At 73.3% G+C, this 12,625-nt stretch carries 14 protein-coding genes and 1 pseudogene; 4 read left to right on the forward strand and 11 right to left on the reverse strand.

Features of this window, described 5'->3' with window-relative positions:
- Window positions 1-71: 71 nt before the first annotated feature.
- The 5 genes and pseudogenes from rlmB to B4M60_RS15350 all read right to left on the reverse strand — a co-directional run bounded on the left by rlmB (window position 72) and on the right by B4M60_RS15350 (window position 4,241).
- Window positions 72-1,040: a 23S rRNA (guanosine(2251)-2'-O)-methyltransferase RlmB gene (rlmB, locus tag B4M60_RS15330; protein WP_291086016.1), complete on the reverse strand. Its 969-nt coding sequence runs from the start codon at window positions 1,038-1,040 to the stop codon at window positions 72-74.
- Between the two features lies 1 nt (window position 1,041).
- Entirely contained in the window at window positions 1,042-2,454 is a 1,413-nt protein-coding gene (gene cysS / locus B4M60_RS15335) for a cysteine--tRNA ligase (protein WP_291086019.1), read from the reverse strand.
- 28 nt (window positions 2,455-2,482) lie between these two features.
- Window positions 2,483-2,965: a 2-C-methyl-D-erythritol 2,4-cyclodiphosphate synthase gene (gene ispF / locus B4M60_RS15340; RefSeq protein WP_291086185.1), complete on the reverse strand. Its 483-nt coding sequence runs from the start codon at window positions 2,963-2,965 to the stop codon at window positions 2,483-2,485.
- A gap of 57 nt (window positions 2,966-3,022) precedes the next feature.
- Window positions 3,023-3,673: pseudogene (gene ispD / locus B4M60_RS15345) on the reverse strand (2-C-methyl-D-erythritol 4-phosphate cytidylyltransferase); the annotation flags it as partial.
- Window positions 3,674-3,743: 70 nt separating this feature from the next.
- On the reverse strand, window positions 3,744-4,241 hold the full coding sequence (locus tag B4M60_RS15350; protein ID WP_291086022.1) for a CarD family transcriptional regulator: 498 nt from the start codon (window positions 4,239-4,241) through the stop codon (window positions 3,744-3,746).
- Between the two features lie 198 nt (window positions 4,242-4,439).
- Between B4M60_RS15350 and B4M60_RS15355 the strand changes: the two genes are divergently transcribed.
- Window positions 4,440-5,003 carry a hypothetical protein gene (locus tag B4M60_RS15355; RefSeq protein WP_291086025.1) on the forward strand — a complete coding sequence of 188 codons (564 nt, stop codon included), beginning with the start codon at window positions 4,440-4,442 and terminating at the stop codon, window positions 5,001-5,003.
- A gap of 52 nt (window positions 5,004-5,055) precedes the next feature.
- Window positions 5,056-6,108, forward strand: a complete 1,053-nt coding sequence (gene disA, locus B4M60_RS15360; RefSeq protein WP_291086188.1) for a DNA integrity scanning diadenylate cyclase DisA — start codon at window positions 5,056-5,058, stop codon at window positions 6,106-6,108.
- Window positions 6,109-6,132: 24 nt separating this feature from the next.
- Here disA and B4M60_RS15365 read toward each other — a convergent pair whose 3' ends face one another.
- Together B4M60_RS15365 and B4M60_RS15370 are read right to left on the reverse strand one after the other, a co-directional pair.
- On the reverse strand, window positions 6,133-6,783 hold the full coding sequence (locus B4M60_RS15365) for a hypothetical protein (RefSeq protein WP_291086028.1): 651 nt from the start codon (window positions 6,781-6,783) through the stop codon (window positions 6,133-6,135).
- Window positions 6,784-6,869: 86 nt separating this feature from the next.
- Window positions 6,870-7,523 (reverse strand): carbonic anhydrase, encoded by a 654-nt coding sequence (locus B4M60_RS15370; protein ID WP_291086030.1) that lies wholly within the window; start codon window positions 7,521-7,523, stop codon window positions 6,870-6,872.
- A gap of 38 nt (window positions 7,524-7,561) precedes the next feature.
- Here B4M60_RS15370 and B4M60_RS15375 point away from each other — a divergent pair, with 38 nt between their 5' ends.
- Window positions 7,562-8,434 carry an A/G-specific adenine glycosylase gene (locus tag B4M60_RS15375; RefSeq protein WP_291086033.1) on the forward strand — a complete coding sequence of 291 codons (873 nt, stop codon included), beginning with the start codon at window positions 7,562-7,564 and terminating at the stop codon, window positions 8,432-8,434.
- A gap of 10 nt (window positions 8,435-8,444) precedes the next feature.
- Window positions 8,445-8,753 (forward strand): antibiotic biosynthesis monooxygenase family protein, encoded by a 309-nt coding sequence (locus B4M60_RS15380; RefSeq protein WP_291086036.1) that lies wholly within the window; start codon window positions 8,445-8,447, stop codon window positions 8,751-8,753.
- A gap of 8 nt (window positions 8,754-8,761) precedes the next feature.
- Here the strand turns inward: B4M60_RS15380 and B4M60_RS15385 are convergent, their stop codons facing one another.
- The 4 genes from B4M60_RS15385 to B4M60_RS15400 form a co-directional block, all read right to left on the reverse strand.
- Complete coding sequence (locus tag B4M60_RS15385; RefSeq protein WP_291086039.1) at window positions 8,762-9,802, reverse strand: ABC transporter substrate-binding protein; 1,041 nt, start codon at window positions 9,800-9,802, stop codon at window positions 8,762-8,764.
- Entirely contained in the window at window positions 9,799-10,533 is a 735-nt protein-coding gene (locus tag B4M60_RS15390) for an ABC transporter ATP-binding protein (RefSeq protein WP_291086042.1), read from the reverse strand. The genes B4M60_RS15385 and B4M60_RS15390 overlap by 4 nt, the downstream gene beginning before the upstream one ends.
- Before the next feature lie 26 nt (window positions 10,534-10,559).
- Window positions 10,560-11,429: an ABC transporter permease gene (locus B4M60_RS15395; RefSeq protein ID WP_291086045.1), complete on the reverse strand. Its 870-nt coding sequence runs from the start codon at window positions 11,427-11,429 to the stop codon at window positions 10,560-10,562.
- Window positions 11,430-11,448: 19 nt separating this feature from the next.
- Window positions 11,449-12,625: LLM class flavin-dependent oxidoreductase (locus B4M60_RS15400; protein WP_291086048.1), on the reverse strand; the 1,177-nt coding region annotated here is incomplete at its 5' end.

A 12,625-nucleotide genomic window follows, 5' to 3' on the forward strand; every position in this document is an offset into this window, starting at 1 on the left:
CAAGGGGGCAGCGCAAGTCCGGTCATAGGGGCAGCGCAAGTCGGGAGGAGGGGGCCGGGCGCGGCCGACGGCTAACCGAGGGCCCGCCGCTGGCGCGAGAACTCCGAGAGCACCACACCGGCCGCGACGGAGGCGTTGAGACTCTCCACGCCGCCGGAGATCGGGATCGACAGGATCGTGTCGCAATTCTCGCGCACCAGCCGGGACAGCCCCTTGCCCTCGGAGCCCACCACCACGACCGTGGGGCCGGTGCCGTCGTAGTGGTCCAGGGTGGTGTCCCCGTCGGCGTCGAGGCCCACGAGCTGCACCCCGGCCTTGGCCCAGTCGAGCAGCGTGCGGTTGAGATTGGTGGCCCGGGCCACCGGCAGCCGCGCGGCGGCACCGGCGGAGGCCCGCCACGCCACCGCCGTGATGGACGCGCTGCGGCGCTCGGGGATGAGGACGCCGTGTCCGCCGAACGCGGCGGTCGACCGGATCACCGCCCCGAGGTTGCGGGTGTCCGTGATGTTGTCCAGGGCCACGAGCAGCGCGGGCCGCGACGACCCCATGGCCATGTCGAGCAGGTCCTTGGGGTCCGTGTACTGGTACGGCGGCACCTGGAGCCCGATCCCCTGGTGCATGCCGTTCGAGACCATGCGGTCGAGATCGGTGCGCGGCACCTCGAGGATCGAGATCCCCTTGTCCGCGGCCAGGTGGACGGCCTCGGTCAGCCGCTCGTCGGCCTCCGACCCGATCGCCACGTACAGCGCGGTCGCCGGCACGCCGGCCCGGAGGCATTCCACCACCGGGTTGCGGCCCACCACGTACTCGGGCCCGTCGGCCTGCTTCTCCGCGTAGCGGCGGCGCTGCTGCGTGGTCTCCGCCTTGCGCGAGGCGGCCTTGGCCTTGCGGTGGGCCGAATGGTAGGTCCGGTCCTCCGCCTTGGGGGTGGCACCGCGCGCCTCGAGTCCCCGCCGTCGCTGGCCGCCGGACCCGACGACCTGGCCCTTCTTGGTGCCGGATTTGCGGATCGCCCCGCGTCGGCTCGAATTGCCCGCCATGTCAGTCCTTCCGGTTGGCGAGCGACCACTTCTGGCCGTCCGCGGTATCGGCCACCTCGATGCCGGCGGCGACCAGGCGGTCCCGGATGGCATCTGAGGTGGCGAAGTCCTTGGTCGAGCGCGCGGTGTCGCGCGCCTCGAGTTCTGCGCGCACGAGCAGGTCGAGCGCGGTCATCGCGGCGTCGTCCCCGCCGCCGGTGGCCCAGTGGGGGTCGAGCGGGTCCACGCCCAGCACCGCGGCCATCGCCCGGACGGCCGACGCGGCGGCGAGCGCCGCCTCGAGGTCCCCGGACGCCAGGGCGGTGTTGCCCGCGCGCACCGAGCCGTGGATCTCCGCCAGGGCGGCGGGGACCCCGAGGTCGTCGTCCATCGCGGCGGCGAAGCCGGGGGTCCACGTCCCCACCGGCACCTCCGCACCCGCCTCGCCCACCCGCCGCACGAACGCCTCGATCCGCCGGTACCCGGCGGCGGCCTCCTGCAGCGCTTCCGGCGAGTACTCCAGCATCGACCGGTAGTGGGCGCTGCCGAGGTAGTAGCGCAGCTCGACCGGCCGGACGGAGGTGAGGATGTTGGGAACGCTGAGCACGTTGCCCAGCGATTTGCTCATCTTCTCGCCGGCCATGGTGACCCAGCCGTTGTGGAGCCAGTATCTGGCGAAGCGGTCGCCGGCGGCGTGGGACTGCGCCGCCTCGTTCTCATGGTGCGGGAACTGCAGGTCCAGTCCGCCCCCGTGGATGTCGAACGTCCCGCCGAGATACCAGGTGGCCATGGCCGAGCACTCGAGGTGCCAGCCGGGCCGGCCGTCGCCCCACGGCGTGGGCCAGCTCGGCTCGCCGGGCTTGGCGGCCTTCCACAGGGCGAAGTCGCGCGGATCGCGCTTGCCGCGCAGGTCCACGCCCTCCCCCTGGTCCACCTCGTCCAGCCGGTGGCCGGACAGGTGACCGTAGTCGCCCTCGGGCGCCGCGGACCACGCCGCCACGTCGAAGTACACGCTGCCCTCGGCGGGGTAGGCGAAGCCGCGCTCGATGAGCCGCTCCATGTAGTCGATCATCTGGGTGACGTGTCCGGTCGCCCGCGGTTCGGTGGACGGCGGCAGCACGCCGAGGGCGTCGTAGGCCCGGGTGAACTCGCGCTCGTGGGTGGCGACCCACTCCCACCACGGCCGCCCGTTCTCGGCGGCCTTGGTGAGGATCTTGTCGTCGATGTCGGTGACGTTGCGCACGAACGCCACGTCGTAGCCGCGTCCGAGCAGCCAGCGGCGCAGGACGTCAAAGGCGACGCCGGAGCGGACGTGCCCGATGTGCGGGACCGACTGCGGGGTGGCCCCGCACAGGTAGACGGACGCGTGCCCCTCCCGGACAGGGCTGAACTCCCGGAGGGAGCGGGTGGCGGTGTCGTACAGATGGAGCGTCACGGATGCCGAGTCTACCGGTACCGGCCGGTCAGGCCCGGTACACCAGGGCCGTCGCCACCGCGGAGACCCCTTCGCCGCGGCCGGTGAAGCCCATGCCGTCGGTCGTGGTGGCCGAGACGGAGACCGGGGCCCCGAGGATCTCGGACAGCGTCCGCTCGGCCTCGGCCCGACGAGGCCCCATCTTGGGGCGGTTGCCCACCATCTGCACGGCGGCATTGCCGACCGCCCACCCGTGGGCGGCGAGTTCGGCCACGGCCTCGCGGAGCAGGCGCTCCCCCGAGACGTCGTCGTACTCGCTGCGGCCCGTGCCGACCAGCGACCCGAGGTCGCCGAGACCCGCCGCGGACAGGAGCGCGTCGACCAGCGAGTGGGCCACCACGTCCCCGTCGGAGTGCCCCTCGCAGCCGTGGTCGTCCGGGAAGTGCAGGCCCGCCATCATGCACCGCTTCCCGGGTTGCACCTGGTGGGCGTCGGTGCCGATGCCCACGCGGGGGACGACTGGTCCGGTCACGGATCCTCCTGGGTCGGTCGACGGGTCGGTCGCCAGCTCGGTCAGCGCGCGGTCGTGGTCCGCGGCCGTGGTGATCTTGAACGCCAGCGGGTGCCCGTCGACCGTCGCGACCCGCCGCCCGAGCCGCTCGACCAGCCCGGCGTCGTCGGTGGCCACGTCCCCGGCCGCGTCGTAGGCGGCCAGGAGCACGGCGGGCGCGAAACCCTGCGGCGTCTGGACGGCCCGCAGCGCCGCGCGATCCGGCGTGCCCACCACGTGCCCGGCGGGGTCGACCTCCTTGACGGTGTCGACCACGGGGAGCACGGGAACCACCGCGGGCTCGCCCGACCGGACGGCCCCGACCACGCGCCGGATCGGAGCGGCCGGGGTGAGGCACCGCGCCGCGTCGTGCACCAGGAGCACGTCGTAGACCGCCGCGTCCGATCCCCCGCGGGTCGCGGCCAGCGCCGCGAGCCCGTTGCGGACCGAGTCGGTGCGTTCCGCCCCGCCCGTGGTGACGACGACGAGGTGGTCCCCCGACCGCAACGGGGCCAGCACCCGCTCCGCCTCCGGGACGCGGTCGTCGGGGACCACCGCCACGACGTCGTCCACGACCCCGGAGTCCAGCAGACCGGCGACGGCCCGCTCGAGCATGGTGCGGCCGTCCACCTCGACGAAGGCCTTGGGGATGCCCGCGCCCAACCGGACCCCCGACCCCGCCGCGGGAACGACGGCGGCCACCCTGCCCGGTGGGGCTGGGTGGCCACTGACGTCGTGCTGCGTCACTCGGCGAATCGCGTCAGGCCGGTGCGGCCGCGGAGGCCAGGACCTGCTCGAGGAGGTCGTCCGCGCGGTGCTCGTCCGCCCGGTCGGCCAGGGCGAGCTCGCCCACCAGGACCTGGCGGGCCTTGGCGAGCATGCGCTTCTCGCCGGCGGACAGGCCGCGGTCGAGATCGCGCCGCCAGAGGTCGCGGACGACCTCCGCGACCTTGTTCACGTCGCCCGACGCCAACTTCTCGCCGTTCGCCTTGTACCGGCGGGACCAGTTGGTGGGCTCCTCCGCGTGCTCGGTGCGCAGGACCTCGAAGACCTTGTCGAGCCCCGCCTCGTCGACCACGTCGCGAACGCCCACGTACTCGGCGTTCTCGGCCGGGACCCGGACCGTGAGATCGCCCTGTGAAACCTTGAGGACGAGGTATTCCTTCTCGGTGCCCTTGACCGTCCGCATTTCGATCGCCTGGATTTGCGCGGCGCCGTGATGCGGGTAGACGACAGTGTCGCCGACCTTGAACTCCATGAGTGGCTTTCCCCTTTCGACTGCGCCATCTTAGCACGCCCTCAGCCCAGCGGTTTTCTGTTTGCGCAGGTCAGCAACCTGCGAGGCCGGGGCGGGAAATCCGGGGGGAGTCAGGAGTCCACTCCGGCGCCGGTCAGGACCGGCGGTGGACTACGATGAGACCGGCCTGAGAACGACCATCCCCACGAGGAGCCTGACGTGACTTCACCCAACACCGGCCTGCGCCGCACCGCGCTCGTAGTCCTGGCCGTGGGCGCCGCCCTCGGCGCGTCGGCGTGCAGTGCCGGCCAGGTCTCCCAGACGGCCGGCCAGGTCGCCGCGGTGGACGGCGGACGCGGCACCGCGGGGGATCTCACGGTCAACGACCTCGTGGTGGTCGTCCCCGAGTCGGGCGAGGCCCGGCTGGGCTTCGCGGCCTCCTTCACCGGCTCCGGCCTCGGCGACTCCGTCTCGCTCGACCGGGTCGAGATCGGCGGGGTCGAGGCCCGGGTCGGCCAGTCCGAGCCGCTCCAGCGCGGGTGCTCCCTGATCGTGTCCGCGGCCGCGGACGCGACCCCGGTGCCCCGCACGGACGACATCTGCGTCGAGCGGACCACCGCCACCCTGCCCGCCGGCGACGATCTCAACGTGGGCAACTCGCTCCCCGCCACCCTGACCTTCTCCAACGGCGACCGGATCGAGGCCCGAGCCGGTGTGATCGCCGAGGTCCCGGCCAGCGACGAGTACACCCGTCCGGTCGAGACCCACGCCGAGGGACACTGAGACGTCCGCCCTCTCCGCCCGCGCGGCTGACGGATCACCCGTCGACGCCGCCCTGCGCGCCGTCCTCAGACGACTCGCCCCGGGCACGCCGCTCCGTGACGCACTGGACCGTATCCGCCGCAGCGGGACGGGCGGCCTCGTCGTGCTCGGGGACGATCCGTCCGTCCAGGCCATCTGCGACGGCGGCGTGGCACTGGACGTCGAGTTCACCCCCGCCCGGCTCCGCGAACTGAGCAAGATGGACGGCGCCGTGGTCCTGTCCACGGACGGTCGACGCATCACCCACGCCAACGTCCACCTGGTGCCCGATCCCACCCTGCCCGCGGTGGAGACCGGGACTCGGCACCGCGCGGCCGAAAGAACGGCCCTGCACACCGGGGTCCCGGCGATCGCGGTCTCCGCCTCCATGACCACCGTCACCGTCTACGCGGGCGGACAGGCCCGCGTCCTCGCCGACCCGGTCGTGTTGCTGGCCCGCGCCGACCAGACCGTCGCGACCATGGAGCGCCACGGTGCCCGCACCGCCCGCGCCCGCGCCCGACTCGACCGCGCGGAGATCGGCGGCTACGCCTCCGTCCGTGACGTGGTGACCATGGCCCAGCGGCTGGTCCGGCTCGGGCGGATGGGAACCGAGCTCACCGAGCTGACCGTGGAGATGGGCGAGTACGGACGGCAGACCACTCTCCAGCTCGAGGAGCTGCTGGCGGACACCCCGGACGAGCTGTGGGGCCTCGTCGCCGACCACCTGGCCCTGGACCCCTCGGACACCGCCGGGGTTCCCACCTCCGACCAGGTGGCCCTCGGGCTCGAGCGCCTGGCCGCGCTGACCGACGCCGACCTGCTGCTCCCCGGCCCGGTCGCGCGCTGCCTGGGCCTGCCCGCGGAGCCCGAGGACCTCGACGAGCACGTCACCTCGCGCGGGTACCGCATGCTCGCGCACATCCCCAGGCTCAGGCCGGTGCAGATCACCGCGCTGGTCGAGCGGTTCGGCTCGGTCCCGGCGCTGCTGGCCGCGGAGCAGACCGACTTCGCGGACGTGGAGGGCGTGGGATCCCTGTGGGCGCGACACGTGCGCCAGTGGCTCACCAGCCTCGGGTCGGGCTAGCCGGACCGGGCCGGGCGGGACCGATCAGGGGCGCTCGATCACGTTGAAGGTCGCGGCCGGGCTGAAGACGTTCCCGACCAGCGCGTACACCTGGTAGGCGCCCACCTCGACCGGCGTGCGATCCGCCTCGGCACACGCGCCCTCGGCGGAGCGGCGGCCGGTCCAGTCGATCTGGCGGGGCTCCGGCACGCCGGGGCGCAACTCGACCTCGTCCTGGTCCCGGGGGGTGGTGCAGTCGATGCTCGACCACACCTTGACGTTGGTGTCGAGGCGGTAGACCTCGAAGGACAGCGGCGCCTCCGCCAGGTCCCTGTCGCAGGTCGTGTCCGAGTTGTTGAGGATGTTGGCGTAGATGCGGACGTCCTCGCCCACGGGCACGTTGGGTTCGGCCGACCAGACCGACAGGCTCAGGTCCCCGTCCGCGCACCGGCCCCGCGAGGCCCCGCCGTCCTCGGGGGCGGAGGTCCGGTCGGTGGTGGTCTCCGAGGTCCCGGCGGCCGCGGACGAGTCGACGTCGCCGCCCCCCGCCGTCTCCTGGGTGTCGGTGCCGGTGTCCCTCGAGGCCAGGAACAGTGCCAGCACCACGGCCACAGCGGCGACGGCCGCGATCGCCACGGCGGCGACGCGGCGACGCACATAGACTTCGCGAGGTAGGGAGCCCTTGGGTTCGTGCACGGGGCCACTCTAGGGCCGGGGCCGCGCCGGGTCGGGGCCCCCTCGCGGCGTGTCCCCCGACCAGGCCCCCTTCCCGTGCGCGGACGCTAGACGGCGACCATCTCCTCGCCCGGGCCGTGCGGGGTGTCGTGGACGTCGCCCACCACGCTGCGCAGGTACGCGTGCCCGTCCGAGAGCTTGTACGTCACCCCGACGATGGCCAGCCGGCCGTCCTCGATCCGCTCGCTGATGATCTTGGACCGCTGCTCCAGCAGCTCGCCGGTCTCCAGCACGTGGCGCGCCTCGTAGTCGTCGATGCTGCTGAGTCCCTCGCGTCGGCCGTTGAGGATCGACGGCGACACCTTCTCCACCACGTCGCGCAGGAACCCCGGCGGGATCTCGCCGGTGTTCAACGCGTCGACGGTGGCCTTGACCGCGCCGCAGCTGTCGTGACCGAGCACCACGATGAGCGGCGTGTCCAGCACGTGGACCGCGTACTCGATCGACCCGAGCACGGCCGTGTCGATGATGTGGCCGGCGGTGCGGATGACGAAGAGGTCGCCGAGCCCCTGGTCGAAGATGATCTCGGCCGCCACTCGCGAGTCCGAACACCCGAAGAGGACGGCCTTGGGGTGCTGCGCGGCGACGAGCTGCGCCCGACGCTCGGTATTCTGGCTCGGATGACGCATCTCGCCACCGACGAATCGATGGTTCCCGTCCCGGAGCGAGGTCCACGCACTGATGGGGTTGGTATGAGGCATGGCTCATATTGTGCACACCCCACCCCGGCGGCCCCAAGGTGACCTCCGTCGACACACCCGCTCTGCTCTCCTGGTTCGACCGGGCGGGCCGGTCCCTGCCGTGGCGCGGGGACGAGGTCGGCCCCTGGGAGATCCTGCTCTGCGAGGTCATGAGCCAACAGACCCCGGTCGCCCGGGTGGAGCCGGTCTGGCGGGCGTGGCTCGAGCGCTGGCCCGGCCCCGCCGATCTCGCCGCGGCCGCCCCGGCCGACGTGATCCGCATGTGGGGCAAGCTCGGCTACCCCCGCCGCGCGCTCCGGCTGCAGGAGTGCGCCCTCGTCGTCGTCGACCGGCACGACGGCCGGGTACCCACCGACGTCGACGCCCTCCTCTCCCTCCCCGGCGTGGGCGACTACACCGCGCGCGCCGTGGCCTGCTTCGCATACGGACAACGCGTCCCCGTGGTGGACACCAACGTGCGGCGGGTGGTCGCGCGCGCGGTGCACGGCGCCGCCGAGGCCGGGCCGCCGTCGACCCGCCGCGACCTCGAGACGGTCGCCGCTCTCCTGCCCGCCGAACGCGGACGGGCCGTGGCCTTCTCCGTGGCGGTGATGGAGCTGGGCGCGCTGGTGTGCACCGCGCGGGTCCCGCGCTGCGACGACTGCCCCCTTGCCTCCACGTGCGCGTGGGTGGCCGCCGGGAAGCCCGAGTGGGACGGCCCGCGGCGCAGGGCCCAGGCGTTCGCCGGCACCGACAGGCAGGTCCGGGGGCTGCTGCTCGACGTCCTGCGCGACGGCGACGGCACGGCCACCCCCGGCCGACTCGACGCGGTGTGGCCCGACGCCGCCCAGCGCGGTCGGGCCCTGGAGTCGCTGCTGACCGACGGACTCGTGGTGCGGGACGGGGGCGACTACTCGCTGCCCCGAGGGTAGGTTGACCGCCATGGCCATCGTGAAGATCAATGCCCTGTCCGTCCCGCCGCAGGCCGGCGCCGAGCTCGAGCGCCGCTTTGCCGAGCGCGCGCACACCGTGGAGAACTCCCCCGGGTTCCTCGGGTTCCAGCTCCTGCGTCCCACCGCGGGCGAGACCCGCTATTTCGTGGTGACCACCTGGGAGGACGAGGAGTCCTTCGCCGCCTGGCGCGACGGCGACGCCCGCTCGGCCCACGCCGGGCAGCACGGCAAGCCCGTCGCCGAGGGCGCCACCATGCTGGAGTTCGACGTGGTGCTGGACGTCACGCGCCCCGCCTGACCCGCCCGCTACCGCGCGGGAACCGGGCCGACCACCGGCGCGAGCACGTCCTGGTAGCGGTCGTCCACCAGCGCCGCGACGTCCACGGGGTCGATCTGCCCGTCCTCGGTGAAGACGTCGGCGAGTTCCTGCTCCGGCCCGATCGTGTCCGCGAGCGCGACGGGCCGGCGGGTGCTGCGGCTCTGGGACAACTCGGCCGCCGCGGGCGCCAGTCCCACGGCCTCGCCGTAGTAGGCCGCCCACTCCGCGGGGTGCTCCGCCGTCCAGGTCCCCGCCTCGGCGAGCCGGACCAGGAAGTCGGCGATCGCCGTCTGCCGCCGGGCGTCCGCGAGCGCGTCGTCCGAGGCGAGCCCGAACCAGAACCCGTTGGACGCCTCGGCCGCCGTCGCGATGGTCCGGACGTCGGTGGTGGTCTCGGCGATGGCGGTGTACGGGTCCCAGATGGCCCAGGCGTCCGCGTCACCGCGGGAGAACGCGGAACCGGCCTCGGCGGGCTGGAGGAATATCAGCTCGACGGACTCCGGGTCGACGCCGGCCCTGCGGAGCTGGAGCAGCAGGTGCCCGTGGGCCGAGGTGCCCTTGGCCACCAGCACCTTCCGGCCGGCCAGGTCGGCCACCGACCGGACCGGGGAATCCCCGGCGACGAGGATCCTGTCGCCCTCCCCGCCGTTGGCGTACGCGGAGACGATCGACACCCGCGCGCCGGCGGCGGCGCCGAAGACCGGCGGGGTGTTCCCCGTCACCGCGACGTCGATCTGCCCGGCGTTGAGCGCCTCCACCTGCGGCGGACCGGAGGTGAAGGTGGAGAACTCCACCCTGTACGGCAGGTCGTCGAGCGTGCCGGCCGCGGTGAGTATCGCCTGGGTCCCGCCCTTCTGGTCCCCCACCTTCAGCACGAGATCGGACAGGCCCGCCGGATCGACCCGCTCCGGTACGGGGGCCTCGACCCTGGACTCGCGGGTGGCGCAGCCGGACCCGACGAGCAGGGCGACGAGCGCCAGGGCGAACAGCCCCGCGACGGTGGTGGATCGCGGGGTGGTGGTCGTCATATCGCGTAGTCCTCATCTGTGTGGTCGACGCCCAGAGCGTCGAGCAGGGAACGGTGGTGGTGGGGGCTCCGGTCCCCGCCGCGGGGCCGGTCGATGGTCTCGGTGTGGGCGACCACGCCGTGGTCCAGGACCAGCACGCGGTCGGCCAGGGCCACCGCCTCGTCCACGTCGTGCGTCACCAGCAGGACCCCGAAGCCGTGGTGCTCCCACAGCCGCAGCAGCAGCCGGTGCATGGCGCGCCGGGTGAGCGCGTCGAGCGCGCCGAACGGCTCGTCGAGGAGCAGCAGCGCGGGCTCGGCGACGAGCGCCCGGGCGAGCGAGGTCCGCTGGGCCTGGCCCCCGGAGAGTTCCCCGGGGTACGCGGACTCGCGGCCGTCCAGGCCCACCTCGGCGAGGATCCCGGTCACGCGGGTGGTCTTCTCGACCCGGCCGACGTCGACCCGGTTCAGCCCGTGCCGCACGTTCTCCGCGACGGTCCGCCAGGGCAGCAGCCGCGAATCCTGGAACACCACCGCCGGAGCGCCGTCGATGAGGACGGTCCCCTCGTCGTGGTCCCGGTCCAGGCCCGCGAGGATCCGCAGGGCCGTGGACTTCCCGCTGCCGCTGCGCCCGAGCAGCGCGGTGATCTCCCCGCGGGGGATCTCCAGGTCGAGTCGGCGCAGGACGGTGGTGTCGCCGAAGCGACGGGTCACTCCCCGCAGCGCGCCCGCGGGGGCGAGGGTGGTGGTCATTCTCGGTACCTCCTGGGATTCGGTGGTCAGCGGTAGTGGCGCAGGGCCCGGGCCTCGGCGAGGCGGACGACGGCGTCCGTGGCGATCCCCAGGAGCGCGTAGACGATCAGGCCGACGAGGATCACGTCGATCCGGAAGTAGTCGCGGGCGTTCATGATGAGGTAGCCGATCCCGTTGGTGGCGTTGAGCTGCTCGGCCACGATCAGCGTGAGCCAGCCGATCGCGAGCGACTGCCGGACGCCCACCAGGACCTGCGGCGCGATCGACGGCAGGATCACCTCGGTCAGCCGCTGGCGGCGGCCGAACCCGAACACCGTCGCCATGTCGCGGAGCTTCGGGTCGACCTGCCGCAGGCCGGAGGCGGTGTTGAGGTAGATCGGGAAGATCACGCCCAGGGCGATGAGCAGGACCTTGGGGGTCTCACCGATGCCGAACCACAGGATGAACAGCGGGATCAGCCCCAGGTGCGGCAGGGCGCGGATCATCTGCAGGGGCGGATCGACGAGCGCGTCGGCGATCCGCGACGAGCCCACGACCACGCCCAGGACGAGCCCCGCGACGGCGCCGAGGACGAACCCCTGGGCCACCCGGATGCTCGAGACGGCCAACGCCCGGCCGAGCTCTCCGGACTCGATGAGCTCCAGCGCGGACCCGGCGATGAGCTGCGGGGCGGGAAGGACCCGTTCGGGCAGGACCCCGGTGGCGCCCGCGATCTGCCACAGCACGAGCAACGCGATCGGACTGAGCCAGCGCAGCCAGGCGGTCCGGCCGCGGCGGCGGCTGCGGCGTCGGCCCACCTCGCCCGGCGCGGGTGCGGTGGCGTCGGTCTCCGTAGTGGACGTGGTGGACGCGGGATCCGTGCCGGTCTGAGCCGGGGATTCCAGAACAATGGTCATGAGGCGTCTCCTGGAGTTCTCACCCGCCCACGAAGGCGGGCTCCCTGGGCTGGGTGTCGGCTGATGCGGTGTCGGCGGGACCCGCGAACGGCACGGACACGATCTCCTCCCGGGCCCCACCCGGAGTCCGGAGTCCGCGGCGGGCGAGGACGGGCAGGACCCCCTCGCCGAAGGTGAACGCCTCCTCCAGGTGCGGGTATCCGGACAGGACGAAGTGGGTGAGCCCCAGGTCCGCGTACTCCGCGATCCGGTCGGCGACCTCCTCGTGCGATCCCACGAGTGCCGTGCCCGCCCCGCCGCGGACCAGCCCGACGCCGGCCCACAGGTTGGGCGCGATCTCCAGCGAGTCCGCCCGGCCGCCGTGCAGGTCGAGCATCCGCCGCTGCCCCTCCGACTCGCTCGCGGCCAGCGACCGCTGGACGCGCTCGACGTCGGCGGGATCGACGCCGGCCAGCAGTCGCTCGGCTTCGGCCCAGGCCTGCTCGGAGGTGTCCCGGGCGATCACGTGGAGCCGGATGCCGTAGTCCAGGGTGCGGCCGTTCCCGGCGGCCGCCGCGCGGACACGATCGAGCTTCTCCGCCACCGCCGCGGGCGGCTCCCCCCAGGTGAGGTAGGTGTCGGCGTGGCGGGCGGCCACCCTGATCCCCGCGGCGGAGGATCCGCCGAAGAAGATCGGCGGGACCGGGTCGGGCCGACGGGCCAGGACCGAGTCCACGACGGCGAGGTGCTCCCCGTGGAAGGACAGGGGCTCCGGCGAGGTCCACAGTCCACGCACCACCTCCAGGAATTCGTCGGCGCGGGCGTAGCGGCCCTCCTTGTCGAGGAAGTCGCCGTAGGCACGCTGCTCACGGGATTCCCCGCCGGTCACCACGTTGAGCGCCAGCCGACCGTGGGACTGCCACTGGAAGGTGGCGGCCATCTGCGCGGCGAGGGTGGGGCTCATGAGCCCCGGACGCAGCGCGACGAGGAACTTGATCCGCTCGCCGGCGTCGGCGAGCAGGGCCGCGGTGATCAGCGCGTCCTCGCACCAGGCGCCGGTCGGGGTGAGCAGCGACTCGAACCCGTTGTGCTCGGCGGCGGCCACGATCTGCCGGAGGTAGGGCAGCGTCGCGGGCCGATCCCCGGACATGAAGGTGCCGTGTCCCCCGGCCACGAGGTTGCGCGAGTCCCCGTAGGTGGGCAGGAACCAGTGGAAG

This window comes from Dietzia sp. UBA5065 (genome assembly GCA_002415925.1).
Classification (GTDB): domain Bacteria; phylum Actinomycetota; class Actinomycetes; order Mycobacteriales; family Mycobacteriaceae; genus Dietzia.